This window comes from Salinisphaera aquimarina (assembly GCF_042643355.1).
GTDB classification, from domain to species: domain Bacteria; phylum Pseudomonadota; class Gammaproteobacteria; order Nevskiales; family Salinisphaeraceae; genus Salinisphaera; species Salinisphaera aquimarina.
In genome coordinates, this window is the sequence record NZ_JBHRSS010000003.1 from 1,446,605 (window position 1) to 1,458,708 (window position 12,104).

Consider the following 12,104-nt stretch of genomic DNA (forward strand, 5'->3'; position numbering starts at 1 on the left):
GGGTATGGAAAGACGATCAGCCGGTGCGTGACCGGAAATGCTCGGCGAGCGCACGGACCAGCGGTTTCATGAAATAGCTGTTGTCCGGCATGAGCGTGACCGCTGCGCCGGCCGCGGCGAGTCGCTCGGCGACCAGTGGGCCGACCGCGGCCACGCACAGCCGCTCGAGGCCCGCGAGCAGGGCCGCCTCACGATCATGGCGGGTGGCGACCTTGAAAAGCCGTTTGACCTGCGGCGAGCTGGTGAAGGCCACGGCCTCGAGTTCATCGTCGATGATGGCATCGATGAAGGCCAGTACCTGAGGCTCCTCGGCCTCGTCCGCATAGACATAGGGCGCCACCGGCAGTGCCACGGCGTGCTTGTCGGCGAGAAACGTCATCAGCGGCGTGTTCGGGTCACTGCCGTAGCGCTGTACGCCCACGCGTCGTCCTTCGAGATCCATATCCCGCAGGGCATCGATCACGCCGGCTGTGGTGGGCGTGGTAGCCGCCAGATCGGAGCCGAGCCGATGCTTGCGCAGTTCGCGCGTCGGCTTGGGGCCGCGAGTGATCGCGCGGCTGTCTGCAAGCCGCTCGACGAAACGCGGCAGATGAGCGGCGTCGTCGCGGCCGGCGAAATCGGTGAGACGACGCACGCCTTCGCCGGTCAGCCAGATCATGTCGTCGAGGCCGTGGGCGATCACGTCATCGAGCCATGCCTGGACTTGCGTGGTATCGGGGGTGTCGCGAATATCGACCAGCGGGCATCGCGTCACCATCGCGCCGCGGCGTTCGAGCATGTCAGCGAACAGATCCAGCTGGCGTGATTCGGGTATGCCGATCCGCCGTCCCTGGAGGCTGTCTTCAGTGGCGGCGTTGGTCATGACGAAAAGCCCGGGGCGCGGTATAAAAGCGAGAGGCGCAGTGTAACGAGACCACGCGTCGCTGTGTATTTGCACGTCATGCTGCGCTGCGGCAAACTGCCATTGAGCATTGACAATGTCCAGGAGGCCGGCGACACAAGTAATTCTGGCCAATCTTGGCGAGCACGGTGGGAACTGCGCGCAAGCGGTCCGGTTTCGGCGGCGCGACGTGGTTCTGCGCAACGACAACAACGTGCGATTGCAGTTCTTTTCCCGCCGGCGCAGTAGATTGGACTTGAGTCCAACGGTCTTCCAGGAGCGATCATGACGCTAGCACTCATCAGCACGTTTTTTGCCATTGCGCTGGCGGTGGCTGTCTATCTGCTGTGGCGCGCCTACGCGCGCCTCGACGCGCTGGAGCAGGAGATGGCCACACTCGCCCACGATCTGGCCCACGCCAACGAGGAGCTGTCGTCGGTGCTGGCCGAAGTCAGCGGCAGCCGGATCATCGTCGAGCTGGTGAATCCGATGACGCTGGCGCGCAGCCGTTCGCGCTGGGGTGGCGCGCTCGTGGGCGTTGCGCCGCGCATGATTCGACGTCGCGTGTACGACACCGTCGCCCGCGAAATGAAACAGCAGCTCGCCGCCCAGGGGGTGGATGCGCAGCTGGAAATCTTTCACCCGACCGGCTCATGATTCTCGCCTGCATCGTTTTCATCGGGCTGCTGGCGCTGATCGTCGCCGCGCTGCGGCTCAACAGTGCTGTCGAGCGAGCGAGCCAGCGTTTTCGCGTGCTCGTGGGCGGCTACGGCGAAGCCGGGGCGCTTCTCGATGCGCGCCAGCGGTTTCGGCGTCGGCAACAGAGCGTGGAAAAAGCCGTTGATACCGGCACGGCCGGCGTACAAAGCGCCCACCGCACCCTGTCGGGCCTGTGGGGCGGCGACCGCGAGCGTGGCACGAATATCTATGCCGGCGTGCGTGCCTTCAATCGCAACATCGGGCGCACGGTGTCCGGTCTGTTCGCGCCCGGGCCGAAGAAACACAGCGAAAGCCTGGAGGAATGGCGCCGCGCGAACGACGCGAAACACGACGACTGATACGTGTGGTTCCTGGTGTCCGCTGTGGTTTCACGCAACTCGGTGCCGCGCCACGCGCTCAGACGGCGGTCGATGTCCGCCAGGCCAGCGGCAGACAGAGCAGGTTGCAGGCCAGAAACACCCACAGCGCGGCGTCCACCGTGCCCAGCAGGTCGCTGGCCATGCCGGCGGCGAGCGGGATGATGAACGCCAGCACATAACCCACGGCAAACATGCCGGCGGCCAGTTTGCCGGCCTGTTCGGGGGTACTGATGAGCGCCGGCAGGGTGACCAGGGAAATCAGCTGCAGCGCCGAGGCCAGGCTCAGCGTGATCACGATCGGCAGCAGCGCGGGGCTGTCGACCAGCAGAGCCATCCCGAGGCCGATCACCTGCGTGCCGACGGTGAAGAACAGCAGACGCCGGGTCCGCAATACCGCGCGGGCCGCGACCATCATGAAGAAGGATCCGGCGATCTGCGTCGCGTTGAAGACGAACAACGTGGTATCCAGCCATCCACCGAGCCCCTTGCTCTGCAGCAGCGGGCCCATATAGGCGTTGAGGCCAAAGAACGTGGCACCGGTCGTGCCCATGGCGACGCCGTACATCCACACGCGGCGGTCACGCCAGTCGGGCAGCCGGCGCACACCGGCGCGGTCCTGGTGCGCGCCGTGCAGGGTCGGCCGCCAGACCAGCGGCGCAAGCAGCAAACAGGGCAGCGAGAACACCAGCAGCGTCAGTCGCCAGTCGTCGCCGAGCGCGGGCAGCAGCAGCGGCAGCGTGAGCCCCGCGCCGATGAATTCGCCCAGCATCATGCCGTTGAGATAGACCGTCGATGCCAGCGCCGCGAAGCCGGGGCACCAACGGCCCACGAGTGCCGGCAGCGCCGGCTGCATCGCGGCGATGGCCAGCCCCATCACTGCGGTCAGCCCGAGCAGCAGCCCGAGATCAGGCGCCAACCCGCGCAGCATGGAGGCCAGGGCGGCGAGCACAAGCGCGGCGCACAGCGTGGCCCGGGCCCCGAAGCGCCCGATCAGGAGCGCGGCCGGCAGCGCGCCGAGGCCGAGCATGAGCACGGGCGTCGTCGTGAGCGCGCCGAGTCCAGTCTGGCCAAAGCCCAGTTCGTCGCGGATACGCGAGCCCAGCGGCGCGGCCAGCAGAATCGGTGCGCGCATATATACGCCGATACACCAGAGCAATGCCAGAACGCCAATGCGTTGGATGCCGCGCGGTTCGTGCTGCATGCTCAGCCCATGAAGAAGAAGGCGGCGCGATTATAGGCCGGGTGCGCGCGATGCGAGTCGTCGCATGCCGTGGTTGCGGTCGGATTTGATGGCCGTCAGGGCGTGTTGCCGTTTGGCGCGGCCCCGCGTTGCACCCCAAAATTGGTCCAGACAAGGCGCGTGGTGCCGACCCTAGTCATTCTAGGGTCAAGCCGCGCAACGCCGTATGGACCGATTTTGGGCCGCAACCCTTCGGGACAGCGTCCATTTTCCTGCAATACGGCGTTGCAGCACGCTCATGTAGCTCGGCTACACAACGCGCACTGCGCCTTGTCTTGCACCAAAATGGCCGCTGGCGCGGCGCCGGGCCAAACGGCAACACGCCCTAGCGCCGTGCAAGCGCCGACGAAAAGAAGACTTTTACTGTTCCGACACGTCGTTGGTCATGGGCCTGTGCTAGTGTCCTGAAACACAAATACGCCTCACGATTTCGACGCTTTCTTGCGCCTTGCGGCGTTGCCGCGCCTTGCTCGACGCAAAGAATCGCGCGAACTTTATTTCACGAATTTACGGTGCAGGATACTAGCGTTTCGTCACATGAATAGAAAAACCAAGATCGTAGCGACCCTCGGTCCGGCCTCGGATTCGCCCGACGTGCTTGCGCGTCTGCTGCAAGCCGGCGTGAACGTGGTGCGGATCAACTTCTCGCACGGCGGTGCCGACGACCATCTCGAGCGCGTGGCGCGGGTACGCGCCGCGGCTCATGAACTGGGGCTGCCGGTGGCGGTGCTCGCGGATCTGCAGGGCCCCAAGATCCGAATCGAATCCTTCGTCGACGATGCGGTCGAGCTGGAGACCGGACAGCGATTCACCATCGATACCGATCTGGCCGCCGATGCGGGCACGCGTGAACAGGTCGCGCTGCACTACAAGCCGCTGCTCAAGGATGTACGCGCCGGCAATCAGCTGCTGATCAACGACGGCGCGATTTCGCTCGTTGTCGACGAGGTCGACGACCACCGTATCATCTGCACCGTCGAAGTGGGCGGACGCCTGTCCGGGCGCAAGGGCGTGAACCTGCGCGGTGGCGGCCTGTCCGCCGGCGGGCTGACCGAGAAGGATGCCGCGGATATCCGTATCGCCGCCCAGATGGAAGCGGACTATCTGGCCGTGTCGTTCGTGCGCAGCGCGTCGGATATGCACGAGGCGCGGCGCATGCTGCGCGAGGCCGGTGGCAGTGCCCGGCTGTGCGCCAAGATCGAACGCGCGGAAGCGATCGAATCGCTCGACGAGATCATCGCCGCCAGCGATGCGGTGATGGTCGCGCGCGGCGACCTCGGCGTGGAGATCGGCGACCCGGAACTGCCCGCCGTGCAGAAACGCATCATCGCCCAGGCGCGCGAGATGAACCGGCTGGTGATCACCGCGACCCAGATGATGGAGTCGATGATCGAAAACCCGGTGCCGACACGCGCCGAGGTACTGGACGTGGCCAACGCCACGCTCGACGGGACCGACGCGGTCATGCTCTCGGCAGAGACAGCCGTGGGCCGCTATCCGGTCCAGACCGTGGCCGCGATGAGCAGGATATGCATCGGCGCCGAGCGCGTGGCCTCGGCGGATCGGCCGGCCAGCGGCCTGGCCGCGCATTTTCAGCGGACCGACGAAGCCATCGCCATGGCCACGATGTATACGGCCCGGCACATGCATGCCGACGCCATCATCGCGCTCACCGAGTCCGGCACCACGGCCCTGCTGATGTCGCGCCAGGACACCCATATTCCGATCTACGCGCTGACCCAGTATCCGGCCTCCGAGCGCTATCTGGCGCTGTGCCGCAACGTCTATCCGGTGGCGTTCTCGCCCAGCGAGCTCAACGGCACCGTGCCGGTCGCCGAAGCCGTCGCCTGCCTCAAGGCGCGCGGCGATCTGGACGCCGGCCATCGGGTGTTGCTGACCAAGGGTGATTTCACCGGTCCGGGGGGGACCAATGCAATGAAGATCATCACCGTCGAATAGCCCTGCGGGGAGGTTTTTGCAATCGACAGACGCTGCCTCGGAGCAGATCGACATGCGCGTGTGTCCGACTCTCGTTTAAAATACCGTTTCACCAGCTTTCCGATCGGTTAATTGATGGTATTTCAGGATGTTCTGTCGCTTCGCGCAGGGCCGTGCGCGCTCAAGTCCCTTGCCGAGCAAGGCTTGTCGCCGGCTCGGGTGGGGGCGCTGGCCGGGGCGGCAGGCGGGCCCAAGTGGCTGATTCTTTCGGCGCTGGATCGCTATCTGTTCGGTGAATGGCTGCCGAAATCGGCGCAGCCGATCGAGTTGATCGGTTCTTCCATAGGCGCATGGCGGTTTGCCGCGGCCTGTCATCCCAGCGACCCGGTCGCGGCGATCACGGCGCTGGAAGATGCGTATGTGGCTCAGCGCTACAGCGCGCGCGCGGACCGCAACGAGATCACCGGCACCGTGTCGGCCATTCTCGATGCGTTTTTCACCAACGACGCGCTCGACGGCGTGCTCACGCATCCGCGCTACCATCTGCACGCCGTGACCGTGCGCTCGCGCGGGCTCACCGCCAGCGAGCATCGCGCCGTGCTCGCCGCGGGCTCTATGCTCGGGGCGCTGTCCAACGCGGTGCGGCGGCGCGCGCTGGGCTGGTTCTTCGAGCGCGTCGTGTTCTCGCGCAGTCAGGGCAGTATTCGCTGGGCCGACGACGGGCTGAGCACGCGCACGGTGGCGCTGACCGCTGCCAATGCGCGCGATGCGGTATACGCCAGCGGCAATATTCCGTTGATGATGCGCGGCGTGGTCGATCCGGCCGGCGCGCCACGCGGCATCTATCGCGACGGCGGTATCGTCGACTACCACATGGACCAGCCGATCGTGCCGGAATCGTCGTCCGCGCCGCTGGTGCTGATGCCACATTTCGATGCGCGGCTGGTGCCGGGATGGTTCGACAAGGGGCTGGCATGGCGGCGGCCGCGCTTCGCCACCAATACCCTGCTCATTGGTCCGGGTCCGGCGCTGCGCGAGCGGCTGGTGGACGGGCGCGTGCCCGATCGCAAGGATTTCCACCGCTACGCCAACAACGACCGGGCACGCCTGGCGGCCTGGCAGGACGCGATCGATGCCGGCAAACTGATGCGCGACGCGTTCGCAGAATTCGCGCAATCCGACAATCCGGTGCAATACGTCCAGCCGCTATGAATCAATCCGTTCCCGCCCCATCGCGCGTCATCCTGGCGTCGGCCTCGCCCCAGCGTACCCATCTGCTGACCCAGCTGGGCGTGGCGCATACCGCGATCGCGGCCGATATCGATGAGCGTCAACGCCCGGGCGAGTCCGCCGAAGCGCTGGCCGAACGGCTGGCGCGAACCAAGGCGGAAGCCCTGTCTATTGCCTATCCGAATGCCGTGATCATCGGTTCCGACACGGTGGTCGCGAGCGAAGACGCCGTGTTCGGCAAGCCGGTCGACGCGGCCCAGGCGGCCACCATGCTCGGCGTGCTGGCCGGCGCGACCCATCGCGTGATCAGCGGCGTGGCGATTCTGGTCGATGGCATCACGACGGCGCGGGTCGCCTCGAGCGCGGTGACCATGCGCGCACTCGAGGCGAGTGAAATCGAGGCCTATATCGCCAGCGGCGAGCCGTTCGGCAAGGCCGGCGCCTACGCGATTCAGGGCCTTGGTGCCTTGTTCGTCGAACGCCTTGAGGGTAGCTACTCGGCGGTCATGGGGCTGCCGTTGTTCGAAACCGGCGCGTTGCTGCGTGGCGTCGGCATCGACCCGTTGGCCGCCTGATGCGCCTCGCGCCCACCCGTATCGCTCTGCTGTTCCCGCTCTGGGCTGGCGCGCTCGCGCTGCTGGCTTATTTCGTGCCGGGCCTGTTCGCGCCGTTCTCGGGCGCCATCGTGCCGCTGCTGGTGCTGATCATGTTCGGCATGGGGCTGACCCTGCGCCCCGCGGATTTCGCCCGTGCCGTCTCGCGCTGGCGCGTGGTGTTGCTGGGCCTGTCGCTGCAGTTCGGGCTGATGCCGCTCGCGGCCTGGGTCATCGCCCAGGCCTTGCAGCTGGATGCGCCGATCGCGCTCGGATTGATCCTGGTCGGCAGCGTGGCCGGTGGCACCGCATCGAACGTGATCTGTTTTCTCGCCGGCGGCGATGTCGCCTTGTCGATCACGCTAACCAGCGTGTCGACGCTGGCCTCGGTGATTGCCACGCCGCTGCTGACCTGGTTCTATGCCGGCACCCATATTCCGGTGCCGGTGGTGGCGATGCTCTTCAGCATCGCCAAGATCGTGATCGTGCCGGTGGTTGCGGGCATGTTGATCAACCGGCTGATTGGCGCGCGCTGGCCGGACCGGGACGGCTGGTGTGCCCTGGTATCGGCGGCAGCGGTGGGGTTGGTGATCGCGATTGTGGTCGCGCTGAACGCCACCTCGATCGCCACGCTCGGCGCCATAGTGCTGCTGGCGGTCGTGCTGCATAACGCGATCGGCCTGAGCGTGGGCTATGGCGTGACGCGTCTGGTTACCGGCGACCCGATCGCCGCGCGCACCGTGGCGATCGAGGTCGGCATGCAGAATTCCGGTCTGGCGGTGGCGCTCGCCCAGCAGTATTTCAGCGCCACCGCCGCGCTACCCGGAGCGGTCTTCTCGGTCTGGCACAACCTCAGCGGCGCGGCGCTGGCCGGAGTGTTCGCACGTCTGGACGCCCGCCGCCGGTAGTCTCCGTTTTCAGTGGCCGCCGGCCTTGTCGCCCCAACGATCTTCGAGGGTGGCGTCACGGCGGCACGACGCGCGATAGAATTTGTAGCGCAGCGGATTCTTCTTGTAATAGTTCTGGTGATAATCCTCGGCCGGGTAGAACGTGGTCGCGGGTACGATCTGGGTGACGATCGGCGAGGGCGCGTCGGGGTCGTCGGCCAGCGCTTTCCTGGACGCCTCGGCGGTTTTCATCTGGGCGTCGTTCACCGCGAATATCTGGCTGCGATAGGAATCCCCGCGATCGCAGAACTGGCCGCCCGCATCGGTCGGGTCGATGTTGTGCCAGAACACATCCAGCAGTTTTTCGTAGTCGACCTGATCGGTCTTGTAGACGACCTTGAGCGATTCCAGGTGTCCGCTGGTCTCGGAAGTCACGTCCTTGTAGGTCGGGTTGTCCACATGCCCGCCGGTATAACCCGAGGTCGTGGATACCACGCCTTCGACCGGGTCGAACGCGGCCTCGACACACCAGAAACAGCCGCCGGCAAAGATGGCCACGGCTTCGCCGGGGCCGACATCCGGCTTGAACGGCTGTTGTGGTTTCGGGCTGTCGGCGGCTACGGCATTACCGCTGGCCACGGCCAGGCACAGAATCGCCAGAAGATACGCCACGCGCCGGACAGGGGCGGGAACAAGAGCTGAGTGTGGTTTCGTTTTCATGCGATGACCTTACTCCGAGAGCGGAGGCTAAACATCTCAGTCCTGTAACGGGCGTTCCAGCTCGGGTAATCCAACGGCCAGCCAGGCCGCCAGCAGCGCTGGGACAGTGAGGGCCGCGACCGCAATCCAGGCGCCGAGCATGCCGATCGCGGCGACCGCGCCGCCGCCGGCGAGCAGCAGAACGCCGATGGTGGTGTTGGCGACCGCGGTGAGCTGCGCGCGGTCATCGGTGGTGCCGAGATCGGTGAGATAGGTCTTGCGCCCCAGGCGTACGCCCGCGTGCAGACCGGCAAGCAGAAAATAAGCCAGCGCATACGGCCACACGCCCCAGGCCGCACCCAGGCCGAGCCCGGCGGCCAGGGCGACGAGCCCGTTCAGTACCGCCGCGAGCACGCCGGTGATCATCAATACCTGGCGGGAGGAACGATCCGAGAAGCGCCCCCATATCGGTGCGGCGATCAACGACGCCAGTCCGGACAGTGCCAACAGGAGGGCGAGATTGGCGATCGCCTCGCCGCCGCTGCTGCGCGCCAGCGTCGCGTAATAGGGTGCCGCCAGCGCGGTGGCCACGAGTAGTCCGCGAACCGCAATGAAGCGGCCGAAGCCGGGTTTGCTGCGGATCAGCCCCAGGCTTTGCCAGGCGGCCTTGAGTGCGTTGCCACCGCCTTCGGTCGCACCCGCGTATTCACGCAGACCGGCAAAGACGATGGCCGCGAACAACCAGAGCACGCCGGCCAGAGCCAGCAGTACAAGAATCGGTGTGAGCTGTTGGCTGGCCAGCGGCGTGAGCCAGAGCGCCGCGCCCAGAGTCACGGCCACGCCACCGGCGCCGCTCGCGGCATAACCGGACAGCGTGCCGCGCCGGGTCTTGGAAATGGTCTTGCCCTGGACATCCTTGTAGGCGGCCGAACACACGCCGCGTCCGAGCGAGAACACGGCCAGAAGCAGGACAACCGCGGCGCCGGCCGCGGTGGCCGGCAGGGCCAGCGCTGCGACAATCATCGCCAGCACGCTCGCGCCCTGTATCGTCGCGCCGGCGACCCAGAACCCCTTGCGGCGCGTCTTCGCCCGCATCCAGCCGGCGATGGCCAGCTGCGGCAGCAGCGCCAGCGATTCACGCAGCGGCACCAGCAGTCCGGTCATCCATACCGGCGCGCCGATCGCACCCATCAGCCACGGCAGCACCAGCTTGGGGCTGGCGATGAGATCGCCGGCCTGGTTGGCGAACAACGCGATCAGATGAATGAAGAAATTGGTCGGTTGTTCGCGGCAGGCGTCGTCGGAGATATCCCGGCACACGCGTGCATGTTCGTCCCCGGTGACGATGTCGTAGACATCGCGTATCGGCCCGCTGTCTGGTGTGACGGGTTCGTCTCGTGCGCTCATGGGCTCCCTGGATTGGTCTGTCTTCAATCTATTCGTTGCGCCGACACCAGTCGCCGTTACCGATAGTCGGCCAGCGCGGATCACGCGCGGCGATCCACAGATACACCCAGGCCGGCCCGTAATCGGTCTCGAGGTGCCGGCGCGTGTAATGCACCGGATAATCCTCGAGCACATCCAGGGCGGCGAAGGTCTCGTCGTCCACGGCGAACACGTCGCCCACTAGCGCGGTCGTGCCCTCGTCGAGCGCGGCCGGGTAGGGACCGGTATCAAGCAATGTGAACACCGCTGGCGTCAGATACGCGCCCAGATGCGCAGCGGTTGCCAGATAATGGTGATTGCGCTCGCCGGGGCGCAGCGTGCCGTAGACGAAAACACGGTTCATCGGTTCGATCGCAGGTATTGCATGCGGGTATGCTAGCGGACATGAAATTCCAGGCAACAGCGCAATGAGCGCATCTGATCCTGTGGTGGCGATACGCGAGGCCGCGACTGTCGCCCTGTTACGCGACGGCTCGGATGATGGCCGGACGCAGCTCCAGGTATTGCTGTTGCGGCGCCACGGTGGCCACGTGTTCGCGGCCAACGCCTATGTGTTTCCCGGCGGCGCGGTCGACCCGGCAGACAGCGACACCGTGCTTGCAGGGCGCATACGCGCGGGTCTCGACTACGCCAACGCCTGCCTTGGCGATACCGGCCATGCCGTTGCCTACTGGACCGCCGCGATCCGCGAATGCTTTGAAGAGGCCGGCTTGCTACTCGCCTGCGATTGTTCGCATGTGGATGAATCGCGGCGTCTGAGCGCGCGCGAAGCCCTCAACGCGGGTACCCGCGGCTGGGCCGAAGTCGTCGACGATATGGCGCTCCATTTCCGGCTCGACGAACTGGCATATTTCGCCCACTGGGTGACCCCCGCCGGCGCGCCCAAGCGTTACTCGACCCGGTTCTTTGCCGCGCTTGCGCCGGATGCGCAGTCGGCGCTGTCGGACGGCTTCGAAACCATCCGCGCGTGGTGGGCCACGCCGGCCGAGGCCCTGGCCGCCAATGATCGCGGCGAGATTCATCTGATGACACCTACCCGCGCCACCCTCGAACGCCTGTGCGACTACGAGGATGCCGAGAGCGCGCTCGCCGGGCTGGTCGAAGAGGGCGTGGTTCAGGGCGCATGACGACCACGCTGACCGGACAATCGACACGGCTCGCCGTCGGCGTGACCCGGGTGACCGCACCCAATCCGAGCCCGATGACCGGCCCGGGCACCAACAGCTACGTGGTCGGCACCGGCCCGTTCGCCATCATCGACCCGGGCGTTGACGACGCCGCGCATCTGGCCGCCCTGCGCGCCGCCGCGCCCGGCGAAATCGCGGCTATTCTGATCACCCACGCGCATCCCGATCATACCGGCGGCGTGGCCACGCTCAAGGCGGCGACGGGCGCACCGGTGCTGGCGCACAGCGCGCAACTCGCCGGCGTGCGCGACGAGGCGCTGGTCGTGGATCGCACGCTGACCCACGGCGATACCCTGGCACTGGGCGAGGTGACGCTCGAAGCGCTGCATACGCCGGGCCACACCGCCGACCATCTATGTTTTTATGCGCGCGAGTCGCGCTGGCTGTTCGCTGGCGACACGGTGATGGCCGATGTCACGGTGGTGATCCTGCCGCCCGACGGTTCGATGACCGATTATCTGAACAGCCTGGCGCAACTCGCCGGCATGGCGATCGACACGATTGCGCCGGGACACGGGCATCTGCTCGATGACCCCGCCGCGACCTTCGCCCATATCACGCAGCATCGACTGGATCGCGAGGCGCAGGTACGTGACGTGCTGGATCCAACGACGCCCCGATCCGCAGCCGCTATCGCTACAGTGCTCTATCCCGATCTCGACCCGCGTCTGCAGCGCATGGCGGCAGCGCAGGTGCAGGCGCATCTCATCCGGCTGGTCGAACTGGGCGAAGCCGCACAAGCCGAGGACGGTTGGCGCCGCCTGACTCGTTAACCGAACGAGTACGCCGCAGGCGCACGCTGTCGATCGAGAACAAGGGCTGTGAGTCTTCTTTGCGGCGGTCTATAGTCCGTGGTTATTTCTCGAAACAGTGACTCACGCCAAGGCGCAAAGACGCAATTTATAAGACGTCATCGAGCAATTTT

Annotated in this window: 13 protein-coding genes; 8 read left to right on the top strand and 5 right to left on the bottom strand. The window is 66.1% G+C overall.

All coding sequences use genetic code 11. The annotated features are described in order from the left end of the window. Window positions 1–16 precede the first annotated feature (16 nt). The gene (locus ACFOSU_RS10200) at window positions 17–862 is read right to left on the bottom strand and encodes a uroporphyrinogen-III synthase (protein ID WP_380689081.1); all 846 of its coding nucleotides are present in this window, start codon (window positions 860–862) and stop codon (window positions 17–19) included. A gap of 303 nt (window positions 863–1,165) precedes the next feature. Between ACFOSU_RS10200 and ACFOSU_RS10205 the strand changes: the two genes are divergently transcribed. Continuing rightward, on the top strand, window positions 1,166–1,537 hold the full coding sequence (locus ACFOSU_RS10205) for a hypothetical protein (RefSeq protein WP_380689083.1): 372 nt from the start codon (window positions 1,166–1,168) through the stop codon (window positions 1,535–1,537). After that, on the top strand, window positions 1,534–1,938 hold the full coding sequence (locus ACFOSU_RS10210; protein ID WP_380689085.1) for a hypothetical protein: 405 nt from the start codon (window positions 1,534–1,536) through the stop codon (window positions 1,936–1,938). Before ACFOSU_RS10205 ends, ACFOSU_RS10210 begins: the two co-directional genes overlap by 4 nt. Window positions 1,939–1,996: 58 nt before the next feature. Here the strand turns inward: ACFOSU_RS10210 and ACFOSU_RS10215 are convergent, their stop codons facing one another. Next, window positions 1,997–3,160 (bottom strand): MFS transporter, encoded by a 1,164-nt coding sequence (locus tag ACFOSU_RS10215; protein WP_380689088.1) that lies wholly within the window; start codon window positions 3,158–3,160, stop codon window positions 1,997–1,999. Between the two features lie 576 nt (window positions 3,161–3,736). On the opposite strand from ACFOSU_RS10215, the gene pyk reads away from it, so the two are divergent. The 4 genes from pyk to ACFOSU_RS10235 all read left to right on the top strand — a co-directional run bounded on the left by pyk (window position 3,737) and on the right by ACFOSU_RS10235 (window position 7,868). Next, on the top strand, window positions 3,737–5,158 hold the full coding sequence (pyk, locus tag ACFOSU_RS10220; protein WP_380689090.1) for a pyruvate kinase: 1,422 nt from the start codon (window positions 3,737–3,739) through the stop codon (window positions 5,156–5,158). Window positions 5,159–5,341: 183 nt separating this feature from the next. Then, window positions 5,342–6,349: a hypothetical protein gene (locus tag ACFOSU_RS10225; protein ID WP_380689092.1), complete on the top strand. Its 1,008-nt coding sequence runs from the start codon at window positions 5,342–5,344 to the stop codon at window positions 6,347–6,349. Beyond that, window positions 6,346–6,942, top strand: coding sequence for a Maf family protein (locus tag ACFOSU_RS10230; protein WP_380689094.1), 597 nt, complete (start codon window positions 6,346–6,348; stop codon window positions 6,940–6,942). Before ACFOSU_RS10225 ends, ACFOSU_RS10230 begins: the two co-directional genes overlap by 4 nt. Then, window positions 6,942–7,868: a bile acid:sodium symporter family protein gene (locus tag ACFOSU_RS10235; RefSeq protein WP_380689096.1), complete on the top strand. Its 927-nt coding sequence runs from the start codon at window positions 6,942–6,944 to the stop codon at window positions 7,866–7,868. Before ACFOSU_RS10230 ends, ACFOSU_RS10235 begins: the two co-directional genes overlap by 1 nt. A 9-nt stretch (window positions 7,869–7,877) precedes the next feature. Here ACFOSU_RS10235 and msrA read toward each other — a convergent pair whose 3' ends face one another. The 3 genes from msrA to ACFOSU_RS10250 are packed head-to-tail and all read right to left on the bottom strand — an operon-like array spanning window position 7,878 to window position 10,335. Further along, window positions 7,878–8,567 (bottom strand): peptide-methionine (S)-S-oxide reductase MsrA, encoded by a 690-nt coding sequence (gene msrA, locus ACFOSU_RS10240; protein ID WP_380689098.1) that lies wholly within the window; start codon window positions 8,565–8,567, stop codon window positions 7,878–7,880. A 36-nt stretch (window positions 8,568–8,603) separates the two neighbouring features. Next, entirely contained in the window at window positions 8,604–9,953 is a 1,350-nt protein-coding gene (locus ACFOSU_RS10245) for an MFS transporter (protein WP_380689100.1), read from the bottom strand. 28 nt (window positions 9,954–9,981) lie between these two features. After that, the gene (locus ACFOSU_RS10250; RefSeq protein ID WP_380689102.1) at window positions 9,982–10,335 is read right to left on the bottom strand and encodes a gamma-glutamylcyclotransferase family protein; all 354 of its coding nucleotides are present in this window, start codon (window positions 10,333–10,335) and stop codon (window positions 9,982–9,984) included. Window positions 10,336–10,399: 64 nt separating this feature from the next. Between ACFOSU_RS10250 and ACFOSU_RS10255 the strand changes: the two genes are divergently transcribed. Both ACFOSU_RS10255 and ACFOSU_RS10260 read left to right on the top strand, forming a co-directional pair. Next, entirely contained in the window at window positions 10,400–11,119 is a 720-nt protein-coding gene (locus ACFOSU_RS10255; protein ID WP_380689105.1) for an NUDIX hydrolase, read from the top strand. Next, window positions 11,116–11,952: an MBL fold metallo-hydrolase gene (locus ACFOSU_RS10260; protein ID WP_380689107.1), complete on the top strand. Its 837-nt coding sequence runs from the start codon at window positions 11,116–11,118 to the stop codon at window positions 11,950–11,952. The genes ACFOSU_RS10255 and ACFOSU_RS10260 overlap by 4 nt, the downstream gene beginning before the upstream one ends. Window positions 11,953–12,104: the final 152 nt, after the last annotated feature.

What these genes read in the sequence shown, in the direction of transcription:
- ACFOSU_RS10250 (WP_380689102.1), bottom strand. Translation starts at nt 10,335, where the DNA reads ATGAACCGTGTTTTCGTCTACGGCACGCTGCGCCCCGGCGAGCGCAAT.
- ACFOSU_RS10245 (WP_380689100.1), bottom strand. Translation starts at nt 9,953, where the DNA reads ATGAGCGCACGAGACGAACCCGTCACACCAGACAGCGGGCCGATACGC.
- ACFOSU_RS10200 (WP_380689081.1), bottom strand. Translation starts at nt 862, where the DNA reads ATGACCAACGCCGCCACTGAAGACAGCCTCCAGGGACGGCGGATCGGC.
- msrA (WP_380689098.1), bottom strand. Translation starts at nt 8,567, where the DNA reads ATGAAAACGAAACCACACTCAGCTCTTGTTCCCGCCCCTGTCCGGCGC.
- ACFOSU_RS10260 (WP_380689107.1), top strand. Translation starts at nt 11,116, where the DNA reads ATGACGACCACGCTGACCGGACAATCGACACGGCTCGCCGTCGGCGTG.
- ACFOSU_RS10210 (WP_380689085.1), top strand. Translation starts at nt 1,534, where the DNA reads ATGATTCTCGCCTGCATCGTTTTCATCGGGCTGCTGGCGCTGATCGTC.
- ACFOSU_RS10230 (WP_380689094.1), top strand. Translation starts at nt 6,346, where the DNA reads ATGAATCAATCCGTTCCCGCCCCATCGCGCGTCATCCTGGCGTCGGCC.
- ACFOSU_RS10235 (WP_380689096.1), top strand. Translation starts at nt 6,942, where the DNA reads ATGCGCCTCGCGCCCACCCGTATCGCTCTGCTGTTCCCGCTCTGGGCT.
- ACFOSU_RS10205 (WP_380689083.1), top strand. Translation starts at nt 1,166, where the DNA reads ATGACGCTAGCACTCATCAGCACGTTTTTTGCCATTGCGCTGGCGGTG.
- ACFOSU_RS10215 (WP_380689088.1), bottom strand. Translation starts at nt 3,160, where the DNA reads ATGCAGCACGAACCGCGCGGCATCCAACGCATTGGCGTTCTGGCATTG.
- ACFOSU_RS10255 (WP_380689105.1), top strand. Translation starts at nt 10,400, where the DNA reads ATGAGCGCATCTGATCCTGTGGTGGCGATACGCGAGGCCGCGACTGTC.
- pyk (WP_380689090.1), top strand. Translation starts at nt 3,737, where the DNA reads ATGAATAGAAAAACCAAGATCGTAGCGACCCTCGGTCCGGCCTCGGAT.